We start from the raw sequence: 12,849 nt of genomic DNA on the forward strand, positions 1-12,849 counted from the left end.
GGGTCGCCACCATCGGTCTAGCGCGGGTCCCTGGGTGCCCGACGGCGGATCTGCCCCTTCGCCCGTCGCACCCGTTTCACCGGATCTCGGCTTGTGCCGCCGGCGATCTCGTCGCGCAGCTGCGCGATGTTGGAGATCTCCGCATACAAACCGCGAATCGCATAGTCGAGCACCGCGAACGAGCAACGCTGGTCCGGGTCATCGGCCAGACCGAGGTCGCGAGAGCGCTGCCGCGACCACAGCGCCTCGTCCAGCCGGGCGCGGGTCGCCTCGAGATGGCGGTCCAGCGTGTCGACCAGGTGTTCCGGATTTTCGCCGCGCGCAAGCCAGGTCTTGAGGATGACGGGGTGTTTGATGACCACCCGATCCTCGGCCGGAAAGTGCTGGACCCACCGGCGCAGCGCGTCCAGGCCCGAATCGGTGGTCTCGTACAACGTGATCGCGCGCTTGCCGGATTGGGCGCCGATCTCGCTGACCATGCCCCGCTCCAGCAAGCGGTTCAGCTCGCGCCGCACGTGGCTCACCGACGGCGACCAGTAGAAGTGGCCGACCGAAAGTTCGGCACGCATCTTGATCTCGCCGGCGGTGAGTTGCTCGTCGTTGGCGGCCAACACGCCCAGCACCAGGTAGGCCGTCACCGGAAGGCCGTTGCTGGTGCGGGCGGGACTCATTGCAATCCAGTGAAATACGGCAGGGTGACGTCGGCGCCGACGGCGTGGAATTGCACCCGGACGCGCATGCCGATCGCCAGGTCGCCCGGGTCCACCCCGACGACGTTGGTCAGCATCTGGTAGCCCTCGTCCAGCGTGACGATCGCCGGCGCATAGGGCGGCTCGAATTCCGCGGTGACCGGGCGATGCACCACCGTCCAGCTGTAGATCTCGCCGAGCCCGCCGCTGCACTCCCACCGCAGTTCGGCCGAAAGGCACTGGCGGCAATGCTCGGTCGGCGGAAAGTTCGACAGGCCGCACGCTTCGCAGCGTTGGTAACGCAACTCCCCCGCCCCGCAGCCCTGCCAGAAGGGGACGCTGAGTTCGCTGCCGGCGTGGGGCACCGGCCCGGTCTGTGGCCGCAACGGTTCGGATGTCATAACGCTTCGTCTCCCAAGATCAGCACTGTGGTGAACAGCGCTCCCGCACCCCCGTTGCTGCAGAACGCGATGTGCGCGTCGGGCACCTGGAGGTCACCGGCCTGGCCGCGCAGCTGCTGAACGGCCCGGACGGCCCGCTGCATCATCTGCGGATTGGAGCCGGCGTGGCTGAAGGACATGGTCCCCCCGTCGGTGGTGACCGGATGGCTGCCGTCGATCGCGATGTGGCCATCTGCGACGAACGGTCCGCCCTCGCCGTCGCCGCAGAAGCCGAAAGCCTCTAGCTGGCGGATGATTTCGAAGGAGAACGGATCGTAGAGCTCCAGCACATCGACGTCGTCGGGACGCAGGCCGGCGTGGGCGAAGGCCCGCTCGGCCGCGCGCCTGCCCACGACGCCATTGACGTAGTGGCCGTGATCGCCGCGCCGGCCGGCGAGGTCCCACGCGGGCGGGTGCTGATACGACGGGCCATGAAAGTCCGCGCCGCTGCCCAACGCGTAGATCGGTTGGCCGGCGACGTCCACCTGGTCGATGTTGGCCACGACGAGTGCGCAGCCGCCCTCGGAGGTGGTGGCGCAATCGAGGAGATGAAACGGGTCGGCGATCGGCCGCGACGCGGTGATGTCTTCCGGCGCGAACGGACCCCGTTGGTAGTAAACGGCTTCGGGGTTTCGCGACCCGTTGTTGCGAATGGTCGCCGCGACCATCGACAGTTGTTCGCGGGTGGTGCCGTAGACGTGCATGTGGCGCCGGGCGATCAGCGCGAACTCGGCGGTGGTGAACATCCCCCAGGGCGCGACGAATTCGTTCTCGGGCCGGGTCCACGGAGCAGTGGCCTGATGGTCGCGGTATTCACCGGCTTGCGCGGCGACCAAGACGACGACGTCGGCCATGCCGTGCTCGATCGCGGCCGCCGCCTCGGTGATCATGCCTACCCCGAACGCCAGTCCCTGCCAGGCCGGCCCGAGGCGCAGGTCGTAGATCAACGCGGTGGACAGCGGGCCCGCGCTGATCCCGTCGACGTCCTCGAGGCTCAGGCCGGCGTCGGCGAGCGCTCCGTGAATGGCCTTGAGCGCCAGGCTTCGTGACGTTTCGCCGTCCAGTCGGCGGCCCTGCCGGGTGTTGTGCACTCCGGCGATCGCCGCGGTCCGCTTCGACGGGCTAGTTTTCATCCGCGACAACTCCCAGGTAGGTTCCGACGACGTCGTATTGTTGCCCGTCGCGTTCGATGGTGCCGATCGTCGTGGTCCGCGCGCCGCGGGGTGCGGCACCGGTTTCGACCACGTCGATCCGCACGTCGATCGGCCGTGCCGATTGCGGATCGGTGATCTCGACGACCATCCCCACCGCCCGTTCGCTCTCGTCCCACTCGACACCGGTGATCCGATGGCGGGCGGTCAACTCCATCACCACGGAGTCCTGGCGCACCAGGAACCGGACGGGGGCGCAGGGCTCGCCGGCGCGCGGCGGGACGCACAGCGTGACCGCCACGTCAGAGGCCCGCCGGGCGTGCGCTGGTGGCCCCCAAGGCGCGCAGCTCTACCAGATCCCGTTGGCTGCGGCCGAGAATTCCCGTCAGCACCTCGTCGGTGTGCTGGCCATACAGCGGGGGCACCCGCCGAAGCCAGCGTCGTGGCTTCCCGACGAAGGCGAAGGGCATGCCGGTGCACAGGAACGAACCCGCGACGGGGTGGTCGATCTCTTCCCAGAAGCCTCGGGCGAGCAGTTGCGGGTCGCTCAGCAGCTCCGCGGCCGGCGTGACGCGCGCCGCCGCCAGCCCGCCGGCGCGCAGCGCCGTCACCGCGTCGGTCGCCGAACGCCGGGCGGTCCAGCCGGAAATGAGCTTGTCGATTTCGTCGGCCCCTTCGCGCCAGGCGGCGCTGTCGGGGCCGAGGTCGGGTCGCTCGATGAGCGCCGCCAACGACGCGCGAGCGGCGTCTCCCAGGGCGGCGAGCGCGACCCATTCGTCGTCGCCACGGCACGGGTACACGCCCTGGGGTGTCGCGCCCGGGCCCCTGTTTCCGTTGCGGCGCAACTCGATCCCGTTGCGCGAGTACTCGACCACCACCTCGGCCGCCACGTTCAGCGCAGCCTCGACCATCGTCGACTCGACATGCATCCCGGTCCCGTCCCGGTCGCGAACCACGAGCGCCGCAATCGCCGCGAACGCGGCATGCAGCCCCGCCATCGGGTCGCATACCCCACGCGGGATCACCGGCGGGCCGTCGGCGTGTCCGGTCACCCACGCCATTCCGGTCGCCTGCTCCATCGTCTGGGCGAAGCCCACGCGATCGCGCCACGGGCCGTCGAGGCCAAACGCGGGCATCCGCACCATGATCGCGCGCGGATTGGCCGCGGTCACCGCATCCCAGTCCAGGCCGAAATTCTCCATCACCCGCGGTGAGAAGTTCTCGATCACCAGATCGCTCGCGGCGATGAGCTCCAAGGCGATGGCGCGCCCTGCGTCGACGCTGAGTTCGGCGCTGATGCCGCGCTTGTTGTTGTTGCTGCACAAGAACACCGGGCCCCACTCCCACCACTGGTCCCAGTCGGGTGGGCGGCCGGCGGAGAGCCTCATGCCGTCGGGCCGGCGGACGCCCTCGAGCTTGATCACGTCGGCGCCGAGGCAGCCCAGGAATTGGGTGGCGACCGGTCCCGCCCAGAACGCGGTGAAGTCGGTTATCCGTATGTCGGACAACGGGAGTGCGTCCGCGTCAGCGGCTGGCGGCCGGTGGGGCCGCGGCGGCCAGTGGACGCCGCCGTTGTCCGCGCCCAGCAGCGGGGGCCGTCCGGGCGGCGTGGTCGCCATCGCGTCGCTCCGATACGGCACCCGTGGCTGCACGCCGCCGGGTCCCGATTCGACGAAGACGCCGCGTTCGACGAAGTGGTCGACCTTCGGGAGTGTGGCCGGGGTGCCGATGGGAGCCACCGGGATGCGGAAGGCCACTGCGAGGTCGATGATCTCTTGCGTGGTACGGGTTTCCGTCCACTGCGTGACCATGCTGAGGAATTCGTCGCGGCGCTCGACCCGTCCGACGAACGACGCGAGCTCGGCGTCGTCGAGCAGGTCGGCACGATCGATCATCACCAGAAAGTCCTGGAACTGTTGCGCGGTGATGGTGCAGAAGCCGACCATGCCGTCGGCCGTGGGAACGATCGACGGTAGTTCCAGGCTGCGTTGCTGCTGAAGGGAATCCGCGCCCAGCACGCTGGCCGACATGGCGGACAGCCCGCCCATCGCGATCGCCATCGCCTCGTAGGTCGAGACGTCGATGACCTCTCCGCCTCCGCCCCGGGCGGCGCGGCGGGCCGTCGCGGCGGCGACGGGCGCGGCGAACGAGCCGGCCAGCCACTCACCGAGCCGCCCACCCGCCTGTACTGGTTCGTCGCCCGGCCAGCCGCGGCCGTCGATCGAGCCGCACAGGGCCTGCAGGATGAACTCGTTGGCCACCACCTGTTCTTCGACGTAGGGCCCGGTGGTGCCGAACGGCGTCACCGCCACGATCACCGCCGACGGTCCGGTGTGCGCGGTGATGTCGTCGAGGGTCCAGCCGTCGGTCAGGTCGGTGAGCACGATGTCGGCGCCGGCCAGCAGCGCCGCCGCCCGCCCACGGTCGTTCACCGACTTCTTGCCGGCGGCCAGGTAGCCGAACAGTGCGCCGGCGGGTCCGCCGGCCGACCAGCTCCGCATCGAATCGCCCTGCGGTGATTCAATTTTCACGACGTCGGCGCCGGCATCGACGAACATCTTGCCGCAGTAGGACACCGCGATGCCGTTGGATAACTCCAGCACCCGCCAGTCGGCGAACGGTGCCCGGGCGGCCACTCAGTTGCCCAGGGTGGTGGCGCGCCCGGCGATGCCCGTTATCTCGACCGTCGGCGGCGGCTGCCCCTGCGCCAGGGCCTGCAGACCAGCCTGCGTCATCCGGGTCCACGCGTCGCGGTCGCGCTGGCCGGCCGGGCGGCCGACGTGTGTGACGACGTCGACGTCGCTGGCCTGCGAGCGCAGGTAGCCGGCGCGGGCGTGCTCCTTGGGGATGTACCGGAAGGGGTCGAACGAGTATGCGGCCATGGCATTTTGGTGCGTGATCTTGTCGATGACCGAGTCGTCCAGGTGCCCCATGGTCTCGATGACGTCCTCCGGTGCGAACGGCCAGTTGCTGTCGGAATGCGGGAAGTCGGACTCCCAGCACAGCATGTCCTCGTTGAACCAATCCATGTTGCGCACGCCGACCTTGTCGCTGATGAAGCAGGTGTAGAAGTGGCGCTTGAACACATCGCTGGGTCCGGCATAGCCGGGTGGAAATTTCGCCAGCGTCCAGCCCGAGTGGCGGTTGTAGACGTGCTCGGCGCGCCAGAGGAAGTAGGGAATCCAGCCGACATCACCCTCGGTCAGCGAGAACTTCAGCTGCGGGAAGTCGGCCCAGAATTCGGCCCAGATCAGCTCGGTGAAGGTGAACATGCTCATCATCGACGACGCCGTCATCTGCACGCTGGGCGGCGCGTCCGTCGACACCTGCGGAGAGCGAGACGCCGAGCCCACATGGGTGCACAGCACCGTCTTGTTCTCGCAGACGGCCTCGAACAGCGGATACCAGTATTTGGTGTGAATGCTGGGCATTTGCAAGGCTTCCGGGTTCTCCGAGAATGTCACCGCGTGGCAGCCCTTGTCGGCCAGCCGCTTGACCTCCTTGGCGGCCTCGGCGACGTCGAAGAGTGGCAGGATGCCGCAGGGGATGAACCGGCCCGGGTAGGCCGCACACCACTCGTCGACGTGCCAGTCGTTGTACGCCTTGATCATCACCAGGTTCACGTCACGGTCGGGACCCTGGTTGAGCACCTGGCCCGAGAAGCCGGTGAAATTGGGGAAGTTCAGGCCCGCCAGCTGCCCGCCGGCGTTCATGTCGCGGACCCGCTCGTCGACGTTGAAGCAGCCCGGCCGCATCTCGTCGTAGCGCGAGGCGTCGATGTTGTACATCTCGCGGGGCTTTCCGGCGACGGCGTTCAGGCCCATGTTGCGTCCGCGAACCTCGCCGTAGTACCACTGCTGGACGCCGTCGGGTTCGAGGACCACCCGGGGGGCCAGGTCCCTATATTTCGCGGGGACGTGCGCGTCGAACATGTCGGCCGGCTCGGCGATGTGGTCGTCCACGCTGATCAGGATCAGGTCGTCCTTGTTCATGCCGCACTCCTCTGCCGATATAGCGACTAGTAGACAATGATTCCTGTCACAGAGTCAACGGCGCCGTGTGTCATGGCCGAGCGGCAAATACGTGCTGGCACCGCCATTATTCAACCGCTTCAATCGCCCGCCCACCATGGAGTCCCAGTCAATAGTGAGGGACTATTAGTCCAGCACTGCGGGTGAGCCCGGACGGGGGCCGCGCGTCCCACGTGGGTCGCCCTCCCGATATTCGGGCGAATCGGCGCCCGGAGGCTGACGCATCGTCTATGCATGTGGCTATGGCTGAAACCCAGGCTCCGAAGGCGCGCGCCGCGTGGCAGTTCTTCCAGCAGATGCTGGCCGACGTCACCAAGATCGTGACCGAGGACGCCGAATCTGAACGGGAGCTCCTCGAGGGGCTGCGCGTCATCGCCCGCGTCTCGTCGCTGTGTTCGCAACTGTCCGTCGAGGCCGACCCCGACCGGCCCGCGTTCTTCGATATGTGTTCTCCGACAAGGATGGTCGGCGGCCCCAACCCCGACGGCAACTACTACCTGGCGATGATCCGCGGTGATCGGAGCTACCGGATCACCGGCACCCGAGGCACCAGCGCCTATCTCGGGTTTCAGATCCTGGCCGGCACTGGCCTGACCCCCCGCCGGATGGCGAACTACGTCAGCGACACCGGCTTGACGCTAAGCGGCGACGAGTTCGCGCTGGTGCTGTCTTCGGAAGAACCCGCCGATCTCGCCGGCGCGCAATGGGTGAAGATTCCCGAGGACGCGTCCTCGGTTGTCGTCCGCGAGTACATCGGCGATCCCGCCTCCGAGACGTTGGCCACCATGCGCATCGACGCCCTGGACCCCGACCCCGTCGCGCCGTTGACCGACGACGAACTCGCCGACCAGTTCACGGCGATGGCGTGGTCGCTGATGAAGCTGGTCACGCTGCACCGCACCATCAAGCCCGAGCTCCTGGAGACGCCCAACACCCTGCTGACCGCCGAGGCCGCCGATCTGGGTGCCGCCGACACCACGCCGGACAACCTGTACATGATGGGGACATTCCGGCTCGATCCCGGGCAGGCGCTGGTTCTCGACATCGAGCCGCCCGACACGCGCTACTGGAACGTGACGCTGGAAAGCCTCTGGCACGAGTGCCTGGAGCCGCGCCGCCGGCACAGCTCGGTGACAAGTCGCGCGGTGCGGCCCGACGCGGACGGGCGGGTGCGGATCGCCATCTCGGCGGAGGACTTCGGCATCGGCCACTGGCTCGACACCGGCGGCCGGCACCGCGGGTTCGTGGTGGTGCGCTGGCTGGACAACCCCAGCCCGCCGGACGTCTCGGTGTCGGTCCACGAGGGAAAGGTCCGGGCATGACGCTGCAGGAGCGATTCGCCCCGGAGCGGCTGATCGCCGCCGCCTGCGAGGAGGCCGGGAGTGACGACTTCGGCGACGACGGGTGGCAGGCCGGGCTGCAGCGGCTGACCGATGGGCTGGTCAACGAGGCGCGTTTGTCGGCGATCGGGGTAGAGATCGCCTACCTCGACGTCATGCGTGCCCTGAAGAACCGGCTCGGCGTAATCGACTGGCGCAAGCAACATCCGGAGGTCGCCGACAAGCCGATCACGGCGCCGATCTTCATCGTGGGCCAGCCGCGCAGCGGCACCACGATCCTCTATGACCTGCTCGCCCAGGACCCCGACCTGCGGGCGCCGCTGACGTGGGAGGTGGATGCGCCCTGTCCGGTCCCGCAGCCCGAGACCTATCACGACGATCCGCGGATCGCGCAGACGCAGGCCAGCATCGAACTCTCCGAGCAGATCATCCCGGGGTTCTTGGCATTTCACCCGATGGGCGCGCTCGTCGGGCAGGAGTGCGTCCGCATCACGGCCAGCGAGTTCACCAGCATGATCTTCTCGGTGCAATACCGGCTGCCGAGCTACTACCGCTGGCTGCTGTACGAGGCCGACCACACCGGCGCCTACCGCTTCCACCGAATCTTCCTGCAGCACCTGCAGTCCGGCGTTCCCGGTCAGTGGCTCCTGAAATCGCCGGCGCACCTGTGGCACCTCGACACCCTGCTCGCCGAATATCCGGACGCGCTGATCGTGCAGACCCACCGCGATCCGCTCAACGTCATCTCGTCGATCGCCGCGCTGACCCACCACCTGCGGCGGATGGGCAGCGACGAATCCGACATCGCCGAGTGCGCGGCCCAGTCCTACGAAGAAGTGGTCGTCGGCCTCGAGCGCGGGATGGCTTTGCGCGACAGCGGCGCGGTGCCGCCCGGCCGCGTGGTGGACGTCCTGTTCACCGATTTCATGAACGACCCGTGGACCACGATCAAGGACATCTACCAAAAGCTGGGCCGCGAGCTGAAACCCGAGGCCGCACAGCGGATGCGCGACTTCCTGGCTGCCCACCCCGGCGACGGCGGGGGCAGCCGATACACGTGGTCGGACACCGCCCTGGACGCCGCCGAGGTCCGCGACCGGGTGAGCGCCTATCAGGACCGCTACGGGGTACCGACCGAGCGGCTGAAGTAATTGGCGCCTAACGTGCCGGCCGAGGTCCCGGCTGGCCGGGCGTTCGAATCCTTTCGCCCGGCTGGGCGGGCGCTCGAAGCGAGGCTTACGCGGGTTCGTACCGCAGCATGGTGACGTCGTGCTCGGGATAGTCACAGAACACCGGGCGCACCCGCATCCCGACCCTCAGCTCCGCCGGGTCGACGTGCACCATCTCGGTGGAAAACCTTGGCCCCTCGTCCCATTCGACAATGGCCAGCAGCTGGGGAACCGCGTCGGCGAAGTGCGGACCGACGGGGCGGCGCGCCACCGTGAACGAGTACAGCGTTCCCATCCCGGATATCTCGCGCCATTCCAGGTCGTCGGCCAGGGTATGCGGGGCACGCACCCGCGGATAGAACACGTAGCTTTGCGACGACGGCGAATACTGGACGACGATGCGGTGCTCGGCCAGCGCATCCCAAAATGGCGCGGTGGTCGGCGTTTTGACGGGCATCGGCCGCTCGAGGGTCATCGTCAGTCTCCCTGCAGGATGAGCGCCGTCTGCTCGGACAGGATTCCACCGTTGCCGGAGACGAAGGCGCGGTTGCAGTCGGCGACCTGAGCCGCGCCGGCGCGCCCCATGATCTGGCGGGTGGCGTCACATACGTGGTGCATGCCGCCCGCCAATCCGGCCTGGCCGAAACCGAGTTGGCCGCCGGCGGTGTTGAGCGGGAAGTCGCCGCGGAAGGTCAGGTCGTGGTTGGCGACGAACTCCATGCCCTTGCCCTTCTCGCAGAACCCCGCGTCCTCCAACGACAGCAGCACGGTGATGGTGTAGCAGTCGTAGATCGACACCATGTCCATGTCATGGCGGGTCAGATCGGTCATCGCGAAGGCGGTGTCCGCGGCCTCCGCGATCGGGGTGTGCAGCAGATCCTTTGCGTAGGTCGGGGTTTTGAACGGCACGTGCTCGCCGAATCCCTTGATCCACACCGGACGATTGCGAGACCGCCGCGCCAGGTCGGCGTTCGCAACGACGACGGCGGCGCCGCCGACGCAGGGCATCACGATCTCGAGCATGTGCAACGGGTCGGCGATCACCGGGCTGGCGATGACGTCCTCCACGGTGAGCGGCTTGTCCTTCCAGATCGCGCCCTCGGTGTAGTTGGCGTTGACCCGCTGGTCGACGACGATCTTGGCCATCGCCCGCTCGTCGTAGCCGTAGACGGCCGCGTAGCGCTGGGCGACCTGGCCGTACGGGCCGTTCTGGCCGAGGTTGCCGTATGGGATCTCGAATTCCGCCTGCGGGGAGCCATATTGGTTGCTCGATGAGCCGAAGTACAGGGCGTCGCCGTAGGTTTTGGGCTTCTTCTTGGACATGGGAGTGATGTAGCGGGCGGGCAGCGCGCACAGGACCGCCTCGCAGATGCCGAGTTCGACGGCGGCGGCCGCCCGCCACACCATCGCCGCGGCGCTGGCCCCGCCGAGGTCAACGTGCTCGGCGAATCTCGCCCCGACACCGAGGTATTCGGCGATCGTCGAGGGTACGAAGATCTCCGACTCGGCCAGGTGCGAGGCCACGATGCCGTCGACGACCTCGAACGGCAGTCCGGCGTCGCCCAGCGCGGCGGCACCGAGCTCGGCCCATTGCTCGATGGCGAAAGGCGCGGGTGACGCCTTGCTCATGCGCTCAGGCGGCAGCTCGACGTACCCGGCGATCGCGGCTTCTCCACGTAATCCCATGCGGTGTCCTTATTTCCGGGGCAAACCGAGAATCATCTGCGCGATGATGTTCAGCTGGATCTCCCTCGTCCCGCCGCCGATCAGCTCGGCCGGCAGGTGCAGATAGGGTTCCACGACCGCGGCGTCGGGGTCATCGACCATCGCCACCTGCCCGGTCAGCTGCAGCGTGGCCTCGAAGGTGCGGCGCAGCAACACGTTCATCGCCACCTTGGCGATGCTCGAAGCCGGACCGGACGCCTGCCCGTCGAGTAGCCGGATGGTTTCCCGCACGCCGAGCGCCCGGATGGCGTTGGTGTAGGCGTCGAGTTCGCCAAGCTCACGCAGGGCATCGTCACGATCCGGCCCGGGTTGTACGGCGAGGCGGCGGAGCGCGACGGCCCGATCGAACTTGACGTATCCGCTGATGGCCGAACGCTCTTCGGCCATCGTGGCGATCGCCAGGCTCCAGCCTTCGGTGGGGCCGCCCAGCAACATCTCGTCGGGAACGAAGACGTCGTTGAAGAACACCTCGTTGAAGTGCGCCTGCCCGGTCGCCGTCTTGATGGGCTGGATTTCGATTCCGGGCGACCGCATGTCGATGATGAAGTAGCCGATGCCGCGATGCTTGCTGGCTTCGGGGTCGGTGCGCGCCAGCAGCGCGCCCAGGTCGGCGTACTGCGCCAACGAGGTCCAGATCTTGTGGCCGTTGATCCGCCAGCCGCCGTCGACCTTGGTGGCCCGGGTGGCCAGCGACGCCAGGTCGGAGCCCGCACCCGGCTCGCTGAACAGCTGGCACCAATGGATCTCGCCGCGCTGGGTCGCCGGGATCAGCTTCTCCTGCAGCTCTTTTGGTGCGGCGGTCAGCACCGAGGGCAGGATCCACTCGGCGATGTTCAGCGATGGCCGGACCAAGGCGGGCCGCTTGGCGAACTCCTCGTCGATGATGAGCTGTTTGAGCGGGCCCGCGTCGACGCCCCATGGCGCGGGCCAGTGCGGCGCCATCAGCCCGGCGTCCGCGAGCAGCGTGCGCTGCGGCCCGGAGGCCTGGTCCGGGTAGTCGCCGTGCGGCGCGGGCGTGTCATTGCGCAACTGCATTGCCGCGTCGAGGGTTTCGGCGACCCAGGCACGAAACTCGGATTCGGCGTCGCCGAGGTTGACGGACATGTCGCGGGTCCCGGTGCAGGTGAGCTCGCCCAGCCGCCGCGCCCAGCGGTTCGCCGGTCCGATCGATCCCGCCAGGCTGATGGCCCGGCGCCAGTACAGGTGCATGTCATGTTCCCAGGTGAAGCCGATGGCGCCGAGCATGGTCAGCGCGTCGAGCACCAGGTCCGGAATCGGCGAGACGGCGATCGTCGCCGCCCCGCCCGCGGCGAGGCGGTGCTGGTCGAGTGGTTCGTCCACGGCGCGGACCGCGTCCCAGGCCGCGGCGGTCGCCAACTCCGTGTTGACGAGCAGCATCGCCGCGCTGTGCTGCAGGGCCTGAAAGGTACCGATCACCTTGCCGAACTGCTCGCGGATTCGCAGGTGCGAGGTGACCGCGTCGACACACCACTGCGCGATGCCGGCCATCACGCTGGCTACCAATCCGACGGCGACGCACTCGGCGCGGTCGGCGTCGAGCCCCCCGAGCACGGCGGACTCGGCGGCGACGTATTCGCTCAACCGCAAGATCCCCACATCGGTCACCAGGTCGGTGCCGCGCACGGATTCGGCTGCCGCCGTGGGCTGTGTGGTGTCAACCGCCACCCAGATGTCGTCGTCTTCCCCGGTCCGAGCGCACACCAGGACGACCCGCGCCGAACAGACGCCCGCCGTCACGTCCGACGCGCCGTTGACCACCCAGCCTTGGCCGTCGCGACGCGCGTGGAAGTCACCGCCACCGGGAAGGACGACCGCCGCAGGCAAGCCGGACGCGAGGTCGCGCACCAGTGACTCCGCGGTCAGGTTCGGATCGGCAAGCAGCGCAACGGCTCCCGCGGTCACGGTTGGCAGGAGCGGGCCGGGCAGCAACGCCTTGCCGGCCGATTCCAGCACACACGCCGCGTCGATGAGCCGTCCGCCCTGGCCCCCGAGGCGCTCGGGCAGGTGCACCGCGTGAAAGCCGTTGGCAACCAACGCGTCCCACCACTCCGGAAGGCATCCTGCGGCCAAGTCGTCGAAGCTCTCGCGGGTCGCGGCGATCGGGGCGTGCCGGCCGGCGAACTGGGCGACGGCGTCGCTGAGGTCCTGTTGTTCCGGGGTCAGTCCCAGCGTCATGACCGCGACCCCGCGCGGCTGAGGCGACACGCCATCGAAGACCGCTGCCCCTTCCTTACAAGACGAACCGTCTCGTCTTGTGGCAGACTACGGGGCGGGTCAAGATAT

At 68.2% G+C, this 12,849-nt stretch carries 11 protein-coding genes; 2 read left to right on the forward strand and 9 right to left on the reverse strand.

The window, feature by feature from the left end:
* Positions 1-17: 17 nt before the first annotated feature.
* Genes N415_RS02460 through N415_RS02485 form a run of 6 tightly spaced genes read right to left on the reverse strand, consistent with a single transcriptional unit; the run spans position 18 to position 6,272 of the window.
* Entirely contained in the window at positions 18-671 is a 654-nt protein-coding gene (locus tag N415_RS02460) for a MarR family transcriptional regulator (RefSeq protein ID WP_068129428.1), read from the reverse strand.
* Positions 668-1,090, reverse strand: a complete 423-nt coding sequence (locus N415_RS02465; RefSeq protein WP_068176875.1) for an OB-fold domain-containing protein — start codon at positions 1,088-1,090, stop codon at positions 668-670. Before N415_RS02465 ends, N415_RS02460 begins: the two co-directional genes overlap by 4 nt.
* Positions 1,087-2,262: a thiolase family protein gene (locus N415_RS02470; protein ID WP_068176879.1), complete on the reverse strand. Its 1,176-nt coding sequence runs from the start codon at positions 2,260-2,262 to the stop codon at positions 1,087-1,089. The genes N415_RS02465 and N415_RS02470 overlap by 4 nt, the downstream gene beginning before the upstream one ends.
* Positions 2,252-2,581 (reverse strand): hypothetical protein, encoded by a 330-nt coding sequence (locus tag N415_RS02475; RefSeq protein WP_068176882.1) that lies wholly within the window; start codon positions 2,579-2,581, stop codon positions 2,252-2,254. Before N415_RS02475 ends, N415_RS02470 begins: the two co-directional genes overlap by 11 nt.
* A gap of 1 nt (position 2,582) precedes the next feature.
* Positions 2,583-4,916, reverse strand: a complete 2,334-nt coding sequence (locus N415_RS02480; RefSeq protein WP_068176883.1) for a CoA transferase — start codon at positions 4,914-4,916, stop codon at positions 2,583-2,585.
* A complete protein-coding gene (locus N415_RS02485; protein ID WP_068176885.1) occupies positions 4,917-6,272 on the reverse strand; it encodes an amidohydrolase family protein in 1,356 nt (451 codons plus the stop codon).
* Between the two features lie 281 nt (positions 6,273-6,553).
* Between N415_RS02485 and N415_RS02490 the strand changes: the two genes are divergently transcribed.
* Both N415_RS02490 and N415_RS02495 read left to right on the forward strand, forming a co-directional pair.
* Positions 6,554-7,633, forward strand: a complete 1,080-nt coding sequence (locus N415_RS02490; RefSeq protein ID WP_068176887.1) for a DUF1214 domain-containing protein — start codon at positions 6,554-6,556, stop codon at positions 7,631-7,633.
* Positions 7,630-8,802, forward strand: coding sequence for a sulfotransferase (locus N415_RS02495; RefSeq protein WP_068176889.1), 1,173 nt, complete (start codon positions 7,630-7,632; stop codon positions 8,800-8,802). Before N415_RS02490 ends, N415_RS02495 begins: the two co-directional genes overlap by 4 nt.
* A gap of 85 nt (positions 8,803-8,887) precedes the next feature.
* On the opposite strand, the gene N415_RS02500 is transcribed toward N415_RS02495, so the two are convergent.
* From N415_RS02500 to N415_RS02510, 3 genes are read right to left on the reverse strand one after another with little or no spacing between them, the layout of a single operon-like run.
* Positions 8,888-9,295 (reverse strand): OB-fold domain-containing protein, encoded by a 408-nt coding sequence (locus N415_RS02500; protein WP_068176892.1) that lies wholly within the window; start codon positions 9,293-9,295, stop codon positions 8,888-8,890.
* Positions 9,296-9,297: 2 nt separating this feature from the next.
* Positions 9,298-10,506: a thiolase family protein gene (locus tag N415_RS02505; RefSeq protein ID WP_068176895.1), complete on the reverse strand. Its 1,209-nt coding sequence runs from the start codon at positions 10,504-10,506 to the stop codon at positions 9,298-9,300.
* Positions 10,507-10,515: 9 nt separating this feature from the next.
* Positions 10,516-12,741: an acyl-CoA dehydrogenase gene (locus tag N415_RS02510; RefSeq protein WP_068176897.1), complete on the reverse strand. Its 2,226-nt coding sequence runs from the start codon at positions 12,739-12,741 to the stop codon at positions 10,516-10,518.
* Positions 12,742-12,849: the final 108 nt, after the last annotated feature.

The organism is Mycobacterium sp. UM_CSW (assembly GCF_000455205.1).
GTDB lineage: Bacteria > Actinomycetota > Actinomycetes > Mycobacteriales > Mycobacteriaceae > Mycobacterium.

Excerpts from the sequence above, each read along its gene's own strand:
- N415_RS02460 (WP_068129428.1), bottom strand. The coding sequence starts at position 671 with ATGAGTCCCGCCCGCACCAGCAACGGCCTTCCGGTGACGGCCTACCTG.
- N415_RS02465 (WP_068176875.1), bottom strand. The coding sequence starts at position 1,090 with ATGACATCCGAACCGTTGCGGCCACAGACCGGGCCGGTGCCCCACGCC.
- N415_RS02470 (WP_068176879.1), bottom strand. The coding sequence starts at position 2,262 with ATGAAAACTAGCCCGTCGAAGCGGACCGCGGCGATCGCCGGAGTGCAC.
- N415_RS02485 (WP_068176885.1), bottom strand. The coding sequence starts at position 6,272 with ATGAACAAGGACGACCTGATCCTGATCAGCGTGGACGACCACATCGCC.
- N415_RS02490 (WP_068176887.1), top strand. The coding sequence starts at position 6,554 with ATGGCTGAAACCCAGGCTCCGAAGGCGCGCGCCGCGTGGCAGTTCTTC.
- N415_RS02495 (WP_068176889.1), top strand. The coding sequence starts at position 7,630 with ATGACGCTGCAGGAGCGATTCGCCCCGGAGCGGCTGATCGCCGCCGCC.
- N415_RS02500 (WP_068176892.1), bottom strand. The coding sequence starts at position 9,295 with ATGACCCTCGAGCGGCCGATGCCCGTCAAAACGCCGACCACCGCGCCA.
- N415_RS02505 (WP_068176895.1), bottom strand. The coding sequence starts at position 10,506 with ATGGGATTACGTGGAGAAGCCGCGATCGCCGGGTACGTCGAGCTGCCG.
- N415_RS02510 (WP_068176897.1), bottom strand. The coding sequence starts at position 12,741 with ATGACGCTGGGACTGACCCCGGAACAACAGGACCTCAGCGACGCCGTC.